Source organism: Tessaracoccus sp. MC1756, from assembly GCF_014164735.1.
GTDB lineage: Bacteria > Actinomycetota > Actinomycetes > Propionibacteriales > Propionibacteriaceae > Arachnia.
Map to the genome: position 1 here is coordinate 86,829 of NZ_JACJFZ010000007.1, position 14,279 is coordinate 101,107.

Below are 14,279 nucleotides of genomic sequence, written 5' to 3' on the forward strand. Positions count from 1 at the left end.
TACCGAGCGCCGCGGACAGTACGATCGGCCATCATGTACCGCCTGATCTTCTGGCCGGTCCTCATGCCGTCCTTCCTGTTCGCGGTCGGCGCGGGGGCCATGCTGCCCGTCATGGTGCTGGCCCTGCTCCAGCTCGGCGCTTCGGAGTCGTTCGCCAGCGCCACCATGGCACTTTTCGGCGCCGTCGCGCTCATCGTCACCGTGCCGGTGGGGGCCGTCATCGACAAGGTGGGCGACAAGAAGGCCATGACGCTGGCCACGATCTCCTCGGCGGTCCTCTTCGGCCTCAGCGTGGTGGCGCTGGCCTACCCGTCGTCGTTCTCCCTGGCGCTGTTCGTGGGCGCGCTCGTATTGCAGACGCCCGCCGCCGTCGCGTGGAACTTGGCGCGCCAGGCGGTACTGGCGGAGACGGTCCCGGAGGCCCAGCGTGGCCTCGCCATGACGGCGCTGGGCGGCACCATGAGGGCCGGCAACCTCGTCGGCCCGCTGTGCGGGGCTCTCCTGCTGCTGTGGCTCCCCCTGTGGTCCGTCTTCGTCCTGGGCGCCGTCATGGCGGTGGTGGCCACCGGCATGTTGTACATCAAGAAGCTCAACCGCGACTTCGACGCCCAGGTCCGGCGCAACCGGGCGGCGCACGAACAAGCCGAGGCCACCGTCGGGGTGCGGTGGGCGGCCGTGAGCCTGGCCGGCATCGCGATGACCACCCTGACCGTGGCGCGCATCGCGCAACCCATCCTCATCGCCCTGTGGGGTGTCCACCTCGGCTGGAACGAGGCGCAGATCTCGTTCGTCGTCGCGCTGGGCTCCGGCATCGAACTGCTGTTGATGATGCCGGGGGGCTACGTCAAGGATGCGATGGGCAGGGCCTTCACCCTGGTGGTGTGCCTGGTCGTCTACGGCTCCGGCTTCGCGCTCACGGCGCTGTGGCCCACGTCGTTCGGCTTCGTCGCGGCGGTGGTCGTGATGAGCGTCGGCAACGGACTGGGCGCCGGCATCAACATGACGATCGGCGCGGATCTCTCCCCGGCGAGGGGCCGCGCGAAGTTCCTGAGCATCTGGGCGATGTTCAGCCAGGGCGGGGCACTCGGTGGGCCGCTCCTGATCTCCGGGCTGCTCGCGGCGGCATCCCTGCCGGTGGCGATGTTCAGCGTCGCGGCGGTGGCCGGGGCCGGCGCCGCGTGGATGGCCGCGTGGGCACGCGTCATCGGGCTGCCCGGCAGGCGGAGGCAATAGAAAACCGGCGGCCCGCTCAGCGGACCGCCGGTTGTCTGAATGTCTCAGCTCAGCGCGCGACCTTGCCGGCCTTCAGGCAGGAGGTGCAGACGTTGACGCGCATAGCGGCACCATTGACGGTGGCGCGGACGCGCTGAATGTTCGGGTTCCAGCGACGGTTGGTCTTCTTCTTCGACCAGGGCTTGTTGTGACCGAAGCCGGGTCCCTTGGCGCAAACTTCACACTTGGCAGCCACTGGAATCTCCTTGTTGGTTCGTTAGGGGTACCTCAAAAAGGCAACCGCACAATGTTAACCCGTTGCGGACAGAATCGCCAAACCGGGGAGCGGTTCAGCCCTGCCGTCCCGCGCGGGAATGGGAAAGGGGCGGGTGCTCATCGGCACCCGCCCCTACATGGCCCTGATCAGCGGCCGCGGCCGCCGCGTCGGCGGTTGCCGCCCTTGCGCTCGCCACCGTCGGACGGCGCCTGCGAATCCACCGGGTCTTCGAAGCGGTGGTACCCGGAGCCGTCGCAATGCTCGCACGGCTCGGTGAAGGCTTCCTGCAGACCGGTGCCGATGCGCTTGCGCGTGAGCTGCACCAGGCCGAGGCTGGTGACCTCCGAAACCTGGTGGCGGGTCCGGTCACGGCTCAGGCACTCGACCAGCCTGCGCAGCAGGAGGTCGCGGTTGCTGGGCAACACCATGTCGATGAAGTCGATGACGATCATGCCGCCCAGGTCACGCAGCCGGAGTTGGCGCACGATCTCTTCCGCAGCCTCCAGGTTGTTGCTGGTGACCGTGGCCTCGAGGTTGCCCCCGGCGCCGGTGAAGCGGCCGGTGTTCACGTCGATGACCGTCATGGCCTCGGTGCGGTCGATGACGAGCGAACCACCCGATGGGAGGAAGACCTTGCGGTCGAGCGCCTTGGCGATCTGCTCGTCAATCTTGAACTTCGCGAAGATGTCCTTGCCGTCATCCCCGACCTCGAAGCGCTCGAGGCGCTCAGCCAGGTGCGGGGCCACGTGTGACACGTAGGCCGCGATGGCGTCGTAGGAGTCCTCCGGGCCACCGTCGCCCTGGACGATGAGCTGGCCGAAGTCTTCAGTGAAGAGGTCACGCACGATCCGCAGCGTCAGGTCCGGCTCCGAATACAGCGCCTGCGGGGCACCGCCCTTCTTGGACGCCTTCTCGATGACCTCCCACTGCGCCTTCAGGCGGTTCACGTCGCGGACGAGCTCGTCCTCCGGAATGCCCTCGGCGGCGGTGCGCACGATGACCGACTCGTTGTCGGAGATCAGCGAGCTGAGGATGCCGCGCAGGCGGTTGCGCTCGGTGTCCGGCAGCTTCCGCGAGATGCCGGAGAGGTGTCCACCTGGCGAGTAGACGATGTAGCGGCCCGGCAGGGAGATGTGGCCGGTGAGGCGCGCACCCTTCGCTCCGACCGGATCCTTGGTGACCTGCACCAGAACGGACTGGCCGGACTTCAGGACGTTCTCGACCTTACGGTTCTCGCCGCTGACCTGGAAGGCATCCCAGTCCACCTCGCCGGCGTAGAGCACGGCGTTGCGGCCACGGCCGATGTCGATGAACGCGGCCTCCATGCTGGGCAGGACGTTCTGGACCTTGCCGACGTAGACGTTGCCGATGAGCGACGCGGCCGAGGCCTTGTCCACGTAGTGCTCCACGAGGATGCCGTCTTCGACGACGGCCAGCTGCGTGTAGTCCTCCGACTGGCGGATCACGAGCTTGCGGTCCACCTGTTCGCGGCGGGCCAGGAACTCAGCCTCGCTGAGGATGGGGGCGCGGCGACGGCCAGCGGCGCGGGACTCCTTGCGGCGCTGCCGCTTGGCCTCCATGCGCGTCGAGCCCTCGATGCCGGTGACCTCGTCGTCGTGGCCGCCCTCACCGGAGGATTCTCCGTTGCGACGGCGACGGCGGCGACGACGGCGCACTGTAACGCCTTCGCCGTCGGCATCGTCGGCAGACTCCGGGCTGTCCGCATGCTCGTCCGAATCAGCGGCGTCAGTGTCATCGTCGTCCGACTCGTCGGACGAGTCGTCGTCGCCCTCCGAATCAGCGCGGCCACCACGACGGCGGCGACGGCCACCCCGGCGACGGCGGCGACGCGTGGGACGGTCGTCGTCCGCCGAGTCTTCATCGGATTCCTCGTCGGAATCGTCGTCGGAGCTTTCGTCGTCCTGGGTCTCGGACTCGGACTCGGACTCGGACTCGTCCGTGTCAATGTCGGCGTCGACGGTTTCCTCGTCGTCCTCGTCCTCGGCCTCTTCGGCGGCGGTTTCGGCCTGTGCCGAATCTGCCGCGATCGCGCCGGCCAGGGCGGCGAGCTGCGCGTCGCGGGCGGCGGCGGTCATGAAGGGGTCGCTCAGCACGGCCTTGCGGGCCTCTGCGATCTCCTCGGCCGCACGGAGCGCCGCTGCGATGGGGTCCTCGTCGGGATCTGCGGCGGTGCCGCGACGCTCAGGCGCTGCGGCCGGGCGGCTCACCCGACGACGGCGCCCCCTGGGCGCAGCCTCTTCGCGGGGAGTCTCCTCACGGGGAGCAGCAGCTTCCTCCTGGGGCGCCTCAGCCTCTTCCGCGACCTCAGGGGCCGGGGCGCTCTCGATCGCGCGCGCCTCACCGCGGCGACCGAGGGCGCGTGACTGACGTCCACGGCCCAGGGCGGCGGGCTCGCGCTGAGGCTCGGGCTCGGCGGCTGCCTCAGGCGTGTCGGCAGCCTCCGTGCTGGGGGCGGCCTCCGAGCTGGGCACAGCTTCGGGGGCTGCCGCCTTGCGGGTGGCGCGCCGACGACGGGCGGGCTGGGCCGACTCGGCCGGCGCCTCGACGGGTGCCGGGGCCTCGGCCTGTACGGGCTGGGGCTCGGGTGCGGACTCGACGGCTTCGGTGGTGGTCTCGGCGGGCGAGCCCTGGGCCTCTGAGGGGGCGGCGGCCGCGGTGCTGCGCGTGGCGCGGCGACGGGTGGGGCGCTTCTCGGCGGCGGGGGCGGCGGCCTGCGCCTCGGGCTGGGCAGCCTCGGCCCGGGGCGACTCCGCCGGCTCGCTGCTCTCGGCCTTCGGCTCCACGTCGACCTTGCGGCGACGCGTGGTGGTGGTGCGCGTGGCGGGCTTCGTCGAGGCGCGGCGACGCTTGGGCGCCAGATCCTCGGCGGGGGCTTCGCTCGGTGCCTCGGGGACGGCCGCGTCAGCGGCCGGCTCGGAAGCGGCCGGGGCGGGGGTGGCATCAGGAGTGGCCCGGCGGGTGGTGCTCTGGGCGGGAGTGCTCAGGGGGGCGGCGGCCGGGGCCTCGACCTGCACTTCCGCGGCGACTGTGGGGGCACCAGCGGGGCGGGAGGCGGCGCGACGGCGGCGCTGCGTTGGGGCGGGGGTGGCGCTGTCCGGCGTCACTTGATCATTGTTCTCTGATGTGAGCATGCGGCTCCTTACGCGCACTAGGCGCGGACCGGGCACAGCGGACTGTGCCGTAAGACTGTGATCCTCTGAAGCCGGCGAGCAGTCGCGGAAGAATTGTGCCGCGGTGCAGTCTCACTGCCTCAGGGTGGCACCGGGCGGCGCCATGACCTTCGCTCATTGTTCCACACATCACGAAAAACCGTCGCACCGGGTGTGCGTGTCGTCAGTTGTGCGGACGCAGCGGGTCCCCTATGTCGCCCTCGTTGAGCGGACCCTGGCTGAGCCGGTTGAGCAACATCTCATTGGGGATGGTCTCGTCGATGGTGCGCAGCGCGGCCACCACGTCGTCCGGCCGCACCAGCGGCGTGCCGATGTGGGAGCGCAGGCGCAGCACGGCGGGGTCGACGACCTCGAGCGTGATGATGGCCTCCCGTACGTCGAAGGCCCGCATGCCGCGTTTGGTCATGCGCTCGACGGTGAGGTGCTCGCGGCTGAGCAGCTCCGCCACGGCGGCGCTCAGCACATCTGGGTCGCAGCTGAGCCGGATCTCCCAGTCCGAGGCTTGGAGGAGGTCGCCGAGCGACTCCTTGACGGCCACCGCGGCGTCGAGCATCTCGAAGCCCTGGGGCAGTACATTGTTGAGCGCCCCGACCACTTTCGCCGGATCACAGGCCTCGCTGAGGCCGAGTTCCACGTACTCCGCCTCAGACGACGCGGAGGTGGGCGACGGGCTGGCGTAGGAGATGCGCGGGTGCGGGTTGAAACCGGACGAGTACGCCATGGGGAGCTCCGCCCTGCGGATGGCCCGCTCCAGTGCGCGCCCGAAGTCGCGGTGGGACGTGAAACGCGCGGGGCCGCGCTTGGCGTAGCGCAGGCGCAGTTTCTGCTCCGGTGGCGGCTGCTGTACAGGCGGTTGGCGAGTACTCATGGGGCGTAGTGTATGCGCCATGACTGACTGGCTGACCGCCCCCACTCATCGTGCCTGGCTGCAGCACGAAACCGAGCGGCTCCTGGTGTTCGGGTCCGCCGCGCCGGTCGCCGGACAGGGCGCGGCCTACCTGGACGCCCGGGGCGTCCCGGACCCGACGAGACCCATCGAGACCTGGGTGACCTGCCGCATGGTGCACGTGTACTCGCTCGGCCACCTGATGGGGGTCCCCGGTTCGCGGCCCCTCGCCATCCGCGCGATGAGCGGGCTCACCGGCGCCCTCCATGACGCGCGGCACGGCGGATGGTTCCACACCTCCGCCAAGGACGGCGGCAAGCAGGCCTACGACCACGCGTTCGTGGTGCTGGCCGGCTCCTCCGCCTCCGTCGCCGGACTACCCGGGGGGCGCGAACTGCTCGACGACGCCCTGGCCGTCCTCGACGAACGCTTCTGGGACGAGGCGCACGGCATGGTGGCAGATGCCGCCGAGCCGGACTGGTCGTCGGTGGATCCCTACCGCGGGATCAACGCCAACATGCACACCGTGGAGGCCATGCTCGCCGCCGCCGACGCCACCTGGGACCAGCGTTGGCTGGAACGGGCCGAGCGGATCGCCTCCTTCGCCCGCCACCAGGCCGCCGTCCACGACTGGCGCCTGCCGGAGCACTATGACGACACCTGGCAGCCGCAGCTCGAGTACAACGAGGCACAGCCCGAGGACCGGTTCCGGCCCTACGGCGCCACCATCGGCCACGGGCTCGAATGGGCCCGCCTGTTCCTCCACCTCGAGGCGGCCACGAACAACACCGACGGCACCTGGCTCGACGCCGCCCAGCACCTCTACGACCGGGCGGTCACGGACGGCTGGGGCCGCGACGGGGCCGAGGGCTTCGTCTACACCACAGGGTGGGACGGCACCCCCGTCACGACGGACCGGCTGCACTGGGTCGCTGCCGAAGCCATCGGTGCGGCGGCCGCCCTGTTCCACCGCACCGGCGACAAGCGCTACGCCGCGGACTACGCACGCTGGTGGGACCATGTGGCCGAGCACTTCATCGACCCCGAGCACGGCTCCTGGCACCATCAGCTCGACGGCGGGCTCCGCGTCGCCACGTCGGTATGGCCCGGCAAACCGGACATCTACCACGCCCTCCAGGCGACGCTGATCCCCCGTCTCCCCCTTGCACCGCAGATGGCCATGTCGTTGGCCCAGAGGCAGCTCGTTTGAGCGCGCTCCGCCGCTGGTGGCCGCTGATCGCGCTGCTGGCTCTGGCGTTCAATCTGCGCCCGGTCGCGGTCTCCGTCGGACCGGTCCTGACCGAGATCAGCCGCGACATCGGCCTCGACGGCTTCACCGCCGGTCTGCTCACGTCGCTTCCCACCCTCTGCTTCGCGATCTTCGGCGCCATGGCCCCCTGGATCGCCCGCCGTATCGGGGCGCACCGCTCGATCCTGGTCGCGCTCATCGCACTGATCGTGGGGCAGGCGGGCCGGCTGCTGGTCGATGACTCGGCAGCATTCCTGGCGTTCTCCACCCTGGCGCTGGCGGGCATGGCGCAGGCGAACGTGCTGCTGCCCTCGCTGGTGCGCCGGCACTACCCCCACCAGGTGGGGACGGCCACGGCCCTGTACTCCCTCACCCTGACCATCGGCGTGACGCTGGCCAGCACCGCCACCGTCCCCATGGCCCATGCCTTCGGGGGCTGGCGCGCCTCCCTCGCGGCCGGTGTGGTCATCGCCTTCGCCTCCCTGCTGTGCTGGCTGCCGCTCGCGATCGCCGCCGGGCGGCCGAAGAAGGGCGGCGAGCGCGACATCACGCTCGCGGCCATTTCGCGTACCAGGCTGGGCTGGGCGCTCGCCATCATGTTCGGCGTCCAGTCGGCGCAGGCCTACTCGGTGTTCGGCTGGCTGCCCACCATCTTCCGCACGGCCGGCATGGACCAGACGACGGCGGGCTACATGCTCGGCATCGCCACCGGCGTCGGGATCGTCCCGGCCTTCGTCATCCCGGCCTACGTAGCCCGCACGCGCAACCCCAGCGCCCTCTTCCTGTGCCTGATGGCCTTCCTCATCACCGGCTACCTCGGGCTGCTGAACGCGCCGCTCGCCGCGCCCGTCTTCTGGTCCATCGCCATGGCCCTGGGCACTGCGTCGTTCCCGCTGGTCCTGGCGCTGTTCGGCACCCGGGCACATTCCCCAGCGGCCACGGCTGCGCTCAGCGGCTTCGCCCAGTCAGTGGGCTACACCATCGCCACCCTCGGCCCGCTCAGCTTCGGCATCCTCTACACGTTGTTCGACTCATGGACCCCTCCCATCATGCTGCAGCTGGGGTTGGCCGTCCCGATGACCATCGCCGGTCTGTACGCCTGCCAGCCCCGGATCATCGAGGACCAGCTCCACCGTCCGCACTAACCCCCAAGGGGGTGGCGCGCCCGGCTCGGCAAGCGCTCCAATAGGGGCACGGCGTTGACGAAGGGGATCGATTTGATCAGAGTCGCATCTGTACCTGAGGGGCACGTATACGTCAGGCATCTCGCTGACCCCTGCAACGGCCACGACGTCGTGCGGCTCCCAGATCCGGGCGGGAAGGCGTGGCCCTCGGCCCTGCTCTCGCCCCAGTGGATTGACCAGAATGCTGAGAGCTTCGATGTGTTCCACATCCACTTCGGCTTCGACGCCCTCTCCACACGGGACCTGACCGACGTCCTCGAGGCGCTCGACCGCAACGACAAGCCGCTGGTCTACACGGTCCATGACCTGCGCAACCCGCACCACCTCGACCGTCTGGCGCACGACGAAGCGCTCGATGTGCTGATCCCGGCCGCAGCGGAGCTGATCACGCTCACCGCGGGGGCCGCGCAGGAGATCCGCCGGCGGTGGGACCGCGAGGCGACGGTGCTGCCGCATCCCCACGTCGTGGACCCGGACACGCTGCATCGCCCCAGGCAGCAGCACGCCCGGCCCCGCATCGGGGTCCATCTCAAGAGCCTGCGCGCCTCCATCGACCCGCTGCCCATCCTCGCCATCCTCGAGCGGGAGGTGCCGGCCCGCAAGATGGAGCTGGTGATCGACGTCCACACCGACGTCATGACCCCCGGCGAGTACCACCACGACGCTGAGGTGGCCGCCCACCTGAAGGGGCTGATGGGGAAGGATGGTGTCACGGTCCACGTGCACGACTACTACTCCGACGACGAGCTCTGGGACTACTTCCTCAGCCTGGACCTGTCAGTGCTCCCCTACCGGTTCGGCACCCATTCCGGGTGGTTGGAGGCCTGCTACGACGTCGGCACCCACGTCCTGGCGCCGCTCCTGGGCCACTACCACGACCAGCATCCCGGCATCTTCGGTTACCGCGTGGGCGACGACGGCCCCAGCGTCGCCGACATCGCCGCGGCACTGGACGCGCTACCGGATGCCGCACCCTGGCGGGCGGATCCGGACGAGCGCCACGCGGAGCGACAGTTCCTCGCGGGCTGCCATGCAGACATCTACCGGCGGGCCATGGCCCGCGTGCGAACGTGAAGGTCGCGATCCTCGCCAACGACCGGTTCCCCATCTCAGCCCCGTTCGCAGGCGGCCTGGAATCGTTCACCTGGCACCTGGCGAAGGGGCTTCGGGAGCGTGGCGTCGAGGTCGTGCTGTTCGCGGGACCGGGCAGCGACCTGACGCTGGACTGCGAGGAACTCCCCGTCGCCCGGTTCGCCCTCAGCGACGACGCGCGCGGCGACATCGCCATGCCACCGGAGTCGCAGGTCACTGCCACGATCGCCTACGCCCACGCGCTGCGCACGCTCGCGGGTCGCCCCGACATCGACGTCGTGCACAACAACTCGCTGCACTACCTGCCGATCGTGTTGTCCGATTCGATCCCCCAGCCCCTCATCACGACGCTGCACACCCCACCGCATCCCTGGCTCGAACCGGCCCTGCGCCTCACGCCACGGGCCAGGACTGTGGCGGTGTCGCGCTGGGTGTCCGAGCGATGGTCCGGGTTCACCGCCGCTCAGGTCATCCACAACGGCATCGACCTCTCCGTCTGGCTGCCGGGCCCCGGCGGCGACGATCTCGTGTGGACCGGGCGGATCGCCCCGGAGAAGGCTCCCCACCGCGCCGTCCTGATCGCGCGCCACCTGGGGCGTCGGCTGCGGATCGCCGGCCCCATCGTCGACGTGGCGTACTTCCGCTCCGCGCTCCAGCCGCTCCTGGGCGACGACGTCAGCTACGAGGGCCACCTCGGGCCCGACGCGCTGCCCACGCTCGTCGGATCGTCGGCCGCGTGCCTGGTCACCCCCGAATGGGACGAGCCCTACGGGTTGGTGGCAGCCGAGGCCATGGCGTGCGGCACGCCGGTGCTGGCACTGGCCCGCGGCGGGTTGCCGGAGATCGTGCGCCCGCCGGGTGGGGAGTGCGTCGACCCGTCGGCGAGCCCGGAGGAGGCGGCCGTCGCCCTGGCCCGGGTGATCGGAATGGACCGCGCGGAGGTGCGCCGCCATGCCGAGGTGGCCTGCGGCCTCGACGCCATGGTCGACCACTACGTCGCCCTGTACGAGGAGCTCACATGATCGGTTGGTACGTGCATCACCAGGGGTTGGGGCACGCCACGCGAGGCACCCAGATCGCACGCCAACTCGGGCGCGAGGTACTGGGCTTCGGATCCATGCCCATCCCCGAGGGCTGGCCCGGAGCGTGGGTACAGCTCCCCTGGGACATCACGGATGAACCTGCGGACCCGACGGCCGGCGGCGTGTTCCACTGGGCTCCGCTCGACCACGCCGGGCACCGCGAGCGGCTGGCGCTGATCGCCGAGCGGCTCCGCGGCGACGTGTCCGTGATGGTCGTGGACGTCTCGGCGGAGGTGGCGCTCCTGTCCCGCCTCATGGGGGTACGCACCGTGGTCATGGGCATGCGAGGCGACCGCAGGGACCGCCCGCATGAGGCCGCCTACGATTCGGCCTCCCTGCTGATCGCACCCTGGCCCGAGAGCGCGCCGGAACCCACATGGCCCCTCCGGTGGCGCCGGAAGACCCGGTACGTCGGCGCCATCTCCCGCTTCGACGACCGTGTGCCGCCGCCCCTGACCCGCAGCCGACGCCGAGTGCTGGTGGTGTGGGGCGCCGGCGGCACCGGCGTGACCGACGACGACCTCCGCGCCGCAGAGGCGGCCACCCCCGGCTGGGAGTGGAAGGTCCGCAGCCCGGGACGGGCGGGCTCCCCAGACGTCTGGGCGGACCTCGAGTGGGCAGACGTCGTCGTCACGCATGCCGGGCAGAACGCCGTGGCGGAGGTGGCCGCGGCCGGTCGCCCCGCGGTGGTGGTCGCCCAGCCCAGGCCGTTCGACGAGCAACTGGGCACCGTCGAGGCGTTGCGGAGCCTGCGGTGCTGCGTCGCCCTGCCGCAGTGGCCGGGTGCCCGTGAGTGGCCGGGGCTGCTCGACGAGGCCGCAGGGTCCTGCGGTTGGCACCGCTGGACCACCCGCGACGGCGCCGCCCGGGCCGCCGCGGCGATAGCCGCGCTCGCGGACGAGGTCCCGTGATGGAGCTCGCCATCGTCACCATCGCGCACGGACGCCACGACCACCTCACCCGTCAGCTGCGCTGGATCGATGCGCTCGATCCCCGGCCCCTCGTCCATGTCGTGGTGGCGATGGGCGACCCCGCCATCGCAGGCCTGATCGGCGACAGGGAGCGGACGGTGCTCGTCGAGTTGCCGGCCGACGGCGAACTACCCCTGGCCGGCGCCCGCAACCGCGGGGTGGCCGCAGCAGAGGAGGCGGGGGCGACGATGGTGGCGCTGCTGGATGTGGACTGCCTTCCGGAACCGGGATTCGTGGCCGACTACACCTCCCGTCTGCTGGACGCCGCCACGCAGCCCGGCCCCTCAGTGGTGACCGGACGGGTGAGGTACCTCCCGGAGGGACTCAGCGGGGACGACCACACCGTCGAACGGCTCGCGGAGGTCGGGCGCGACCATCCCGCCCGGACGGTGCCGGAGACCGACGACCTGCTGGCGGCCGATGTGAACCTGTTGTGGTCGCTCAACATCGCCACCAGCATCACCGACTGGCACCGCATCGGCGGTTTCGACGAGCGCTACGTGGGCTACGGCGGCGAGGACACCGACTTCGGCCGGCGGCTGGCCGCGGCCGGAGGCCACCTGTGGTGGATCCGCGGGGCCGGGGCGTTCCACCAGTGGCACCCGTCGAGCAGCCCACCCGTCGAGCACGCGGCTGCGATCGCCCGCAACGCGAACCTGTTCCATTCCCTCTGGGGCGAGTACCCCATGCCGGGCTGGCTTGAGGCGATGGAGCAGTCCGGCCACCTGCTCCGGACAGCCGAAGGCTGGGCGCCTGCTTCGCCCTGAGCGCGCCCCAGCCGTCAGCCCTTCTTGTACAGCTTCTTGCTCTGGTAGACCGGCTCGCAGGTGACATGCACCCCGAGGTTCCGGAAGATGGACTCGTCCACCGGGCCGAGGATGACGGAGGCGTGCACGTCGCAGCCGCGCAGCTGCTGCAGTTCGGCCAGCGCCCGGCGTGCGTTCTCGTCGAAGCGGGCGCCGACGGACAACGCGATGAGCACCTCGTCGGTATGGAGGCGCGGGTTGGCGCTGCCCAGGTGGCGGGTCTTGAGGGTCTGGATGGGCTCGATGGTCTCCGGGTCAAGGAGGCGCACCTCATCTGGGAGGCCGGCGAGCATCTTCAGCGCATTGAGCAGCATGGCGGAACTGGCCCCGAGCAGCGCCGAGGTCTTGCCCGTGACGATGGTGCCATCGGGAAGCTGGATGGCGGCGGCCGGGCCCTTGGTGCGCTTCTCCAATTCGAGCGCCGGCCCGACGACGGGGCGATCGTCGCGGGTGATGCCGAGGGTGGACATGATCAGGGCGATGCGGTCCGACTGGTGGGGTTCAGACTCGTCGCGGCGTTCGGCCACGAGCGCCTTGAAATAGCGCCGCAGCACCTCCTGCTTCGAGGCCTCCCGGCACACCGCGTCGTCGGAGATGCAGATGCCCGCCATGTTGACGCCCATGTCCGTGGGTGACTGGTAGGGGCTCTCTCCCGTCAACTGCTCGAAGAGGAGCTTCAGCACCGGGAAGGATTCGACGTCGCGGTTGTAGTTGACGACCTGCTCGCCGTACGCGGCGAGGTGGAAGGGGTCGATCATGTTGACGTCGTCGAGGTCTGCCGTGGCCGCCTCGTAGGCCATGTTGACCGGGTGGTCGAGGGGCAGGTTCCAGATGGGGAAGGTCTCGTACTTGGCGTAGCCGGAGGCGATGCCGCGCTTGTGGTCGTGGTAGAGCTGCGAGAGGCAGGTGGCCATCTTGCCGCTGCCCGGGCCCGGGGCGGTGACCACGACGACGTCGCGGGTGGTCTCGATGTACTCGTTGCGGCCGTAGCCGTTCTCGCTCACGATCAGCGGGATGTCGTTGGGATAGCCCTTGATCGGGTAGTGGCGGTACACCTTGATACCCAGCCGCTCCAGCTTGCGCTTGAAGTTACGGGCCTGGCGGTGGTCGTCGGCCATCTGCGTGATGACGACGGAGCCGACGTAGAGCCCGTGGGTGCGGAACTCGTCGATGAGCCGCAGCACGTCGGCCTCGTAAGTGATGCCGATGTCGGCGCGCACCTTGTTGCGGATGAGGTCGTGGGAGGAGATGACCATGACGATCTCGACCTCATCGGCGATGGTGCTGAGCATCGCGATCTTGTTGTCGGGGGTGAAGCCAGGTAGGACCCGTGCCGCGTGGTGGTCGTCGAAGAGCTTGCCGCCGAACTCGAGGTAGAGCTTTCCGCCGAAGCGCTTGCGTCGCTGGTCGATGTGCTCCGATTGGAGGTCGAGGTACTTCTGACGGTCGAATCCGGGTTTACGAATGCTCTGAGCCACGGACCGCCAGCCTACACGCTGTGGACCTCTCAGCCCTGACCGGAGGGGGTAGATTCCTGTCATGGCGCAGCTCAACGTCCACGAATACGGCGACCCCACAGGCCCACCGCTCGTCCTCGTCCACGGCCTGACCGACGACGGCACCTGCTGGCCGGATGCCGTCGCCCGCTGGGAATCAGACTTCCGGATCCTCGCCGTCGACCAGCGCGGGCACGGCCACTCCCCCCGCTTCACCGACGAGGAGTTGGGCCGGGTCCCCCAAGTGCTGCGCGACGACGTGACGGAGGTGCTGCGCGAGCTGGGCCGGCCGGTGTTCCTCGTGGGGCACTCGCTCGGAGGGCTGGTCGCCGCTCGTGTCGCGCAGGAGTATCCGGAACTCGTGCGCCGCCTCGTGCTGGAGGACCCGGCCAAGCCCGCCCCGCACTGGGATGCGGCGGAGCGGGAGTTCGCCCGCCAGCAGCTCGCCTTCGTGGAGACGGTCACGGAGGACCCAGACGGCGAGGTCACCCGCATGCTGCAGGAGACGCCGTGGACAGACACCGAGTTGAAACCGTGGGCGGAATCCAAGGCTCGCGTCGACCGTGAATACCTTCGACGTGGTCTCTACCTGGGCGACACCGCCTGGGAGGAGATGTTCACCGGGCTGAGCGTGCCGACGCTGATCCTGGTGCCCGTCAATGGCGAGATGGCCCCTGACCCCGCGAAGGTCCACAACGATCTGGTGCGCGTCGTCGAGGTACCGGGTGCCGGGCACTGTATCCGCCGCGACCGTCCCGATGTCTTCTACGAGCTCGTGGAAGCGTTCCTGCACGAGCGCTGAGCCACCCGACGGCCCGGGGCGGGTCGCCGGG

General features: G+C 70.1%; 12 protein-coding genes. 8 read left to right on the top strand and 4 right to left on the bottom strand.

Features of this window, described 5'->3' with window-relative positions; translation table 11 throughout:
* Window positions 1–33 precede the first annotated feature (33 nt).
* Window positions 34–1,233 carry an MFS transporter gene (locus H5393_RS13505; protein WP_220488433.1) on the top strand — a complete coding sequence of 400 codons (1,200 nt, stop codon included), beginning with the start codon at window positions 34–36 and terminating at the stop codon, window positions 1,231–1,233.
* Between the two features lie 49 nt (window positions 1,234–1,282).
* Here the strand turns inward: H5393_RS13505 and rpmB are convergent, their stop codons facing one another.
* The 3 genes from rpmB to H5393_RS13520 all read right to left on the bottom strand — a co-directional run bounded on the left by rpmB (window position 1,283) and on the right by H5393_RS13520 (window position 5,548).
* Window positions 1,283–1,468 carry a 50S ribosomal protein L28 gene (gene rpmB / locus H5393_RS13510; RefSeq protein ID WP_076062379.1) on the bottom strand — a complete coding sequence of 62 codons (186 nt, stop codon included), beginning with the start codon at window positions 1,466–1,468 and terminating at the stop codon, window positions 1,283–1,285.
* Window positions 1,469–1,635: 167 nt separating this feature from the next.
* Window positions 1,636–4,641 (bottom strand): Rne/Rng family ribonuclease, encoded by a 3,006-nt coding sequence (locus H5393_RS13515; RefSeq protein ID WP_220488434.1) that lies wholly within the window; start codon window positions 4,639–4,641, stop codon window positions 1,636–1,638.
* Window positions 4,642–4,843: 202 nt separating this feature from the next.
* Window positions 4,844–5,548, bottom strand: coding sequence for a TIGR03936 family radical SAM-associated protein (locus H5393_RS13520; RefSeq protein ID WP_182767097.1), 705 nt, complete (start codon window positions 5,546–5,548; stop codon window positions 4,844–4,846).
* 19 nt (window positions 5,549–5,567) lie between these two features.
* Here H5393_RS13520 and H5393_RS13525 point away from each other — a divergent pair, with 19 nt between their 5' ends.
* The 6 genes from H5393_RS13525 to H5393_RS13550 all read left to right on the top strand — a co-directional run bounded on the left by H5393_RS13525 (window position 5,568) and on the right by H5393_RS13550 (window position 11,911).
* Window positions 5,568–6,776 (top strand): AGE family epimerase/isomerase, encoded by a 1,209-nt coding sequence (locus H5393_RS13525; protein WP_182767098.1) that lies wholly within the window; start codon window positions 5,568–5,570, stop codon window positions 6,774–6,776.
* Entirely contained in the window at window positions 6,773–7,960 is a 1,188-nt protein-coding gene (locus tag H5393_RS13530) for an MFS transporter (RefSeq protein WP_182767099.1), read from the top strand. Before H5393_RS13525 ends, H5393_RS13530 begins: the two co-directional genes overlap by 4 nt.
* A gap of 72 nt (window positions 7,961–8,032) precedes the next feature.
* Window positions 8,033–9,073 carry a glycosyltransferase family 1 protein gene (locus H5393_RS13535; RefSeq protein WP_182767100.1) on the top strand — a complete coding sequence of 347 codons (1,041 nt, stop codon included), beginning with the start codon at window positions 8,033–8,035 and terminating at the stop codon, window positions 9,071–9,073.
* Entirely contained in the window at window positions 9,070–10,113 is a 1,044-nt protein-coding gene (locus H5393_RS13540) for a glycosyltransferase (protein WP_182767101.1), read from the top strand. The genes H5393_RS13535 and H5393_RS13540 overlap by 4 nt, the downstream gene beginning before the upstream one ends.
* Window positions 10,110–11,084 (top strand): glycosyltransferase, encoded by a 975-nt coding sequence (locus H5393_RS13545; protein ID WP_182767102.1) that lies wholly within the window; start codon window positions 10,110–10,112, stop codon window positions 11,082–11,084. The genes H5393_RS13540 and H5393_RS13545 overlap by 4 nt, the downstream gene beginning before the upstream one ends.
* Window positions 11,084–11,911, top strand: a complete 828-nt coding sequence (locus tag H5393_RS13550) for a glycosyltransferase family 2 protein (RefSeq protein ID WP_182767124.1) — start codon at window positions 11,084–11,086, stop codon at window positions 11,909–11,911. Before H5393_RS13545 ends, H5393_RS13550 begins: the two co-directional genes overlap by 1 nt.
* Before the next feature lie 14 nt (window positions 11,912–11,925).
* On the opposite strand, the gene H5393_RS13555 is transcribed toward H5393_RS13550, so the two are convergent.
* A complete protein-coding gene (locus H5393_RS13555; protein ID WP_370585997.1) occupies window positions 11,926–13,428 on the bottom strand; it encodes a DUF1846 domain-containing protein in 1,503 nt (500 codons plus the stop codon).
* A gap of 61 nt (window positions 13,429–13,489) precedes the next feature.
* Between H5393_RS13555 and H5393_RS13560 the strand changes: the two genes are divergently transcribed.
* Window positions 13,490–14,248 carry an alpha/beta fold hydrolase gene (locus tag H5393_RS13560; RefSeq protein ID WP_182767104.1) on the top strand — a complete coding sequence of 253 codons (759 nt, stop codon included), beginning with the start codon at window positions 13,490–13,492 and terminating at the stop codon, window positions 14,246–14,248.
* The last annotated feature ends 31 nt before the right edge of the window (window positions 14,249–14,279 follow it).

Excerpts from the sequence above, each read along its gene's own strand:
- H5393_RS13505 (WP_220488433.1), top strand. The coding sequence starts at position 34 with ATGTACCGCCTGATCTTCTGGCCGGTCCTCATGCCGTCCTTCCTGTTC.
- H5393_RS13515 (WP_220488434.1), bottom strand. The coding sequence starts at position 4,641 with ATGCTCACATCAGAGAACAATGATCAAGTGACGCCGGACAGCGCCACC.
- H5393_RS13520 (WP_182767097.1), bottom strand. The coding sequence starts at position 5,548 with ATGAGTACTCGCCAACCGCCTGTACAGCAGCCGCCACCGGAGCAGAAA.
- H5393_RS13525 (WP_182767098.1), top strand. The coding sequence starts at position 5,568 with ATGACTGACTGGCTGACCGCCCCCACTCATCGTGCCTGGCTGCAGCAC.
- H5393_RS13545 (WP_182767102.1), top strand. The coding sequence starts at position 10,110 with ATGATCGGTTGGTACGTGCATCACCAGGGGTTGGGGCACGCCACGCGA.
- H5393_RS13550 (WP_182767124.1), top strand. The coding sequence starts at position 11,084 with ATGGAGCTCGCCATCGTCACCATCGCGCACGGACGCCACGACCACCTC.
- H5393_RS13560 (WP_182767104.1), top strand. The coding sequence starts at position 13,490 with ATGGCGCAGCTCAACGTCCACGAATACGGCGACCCCACAGGCCCACCG.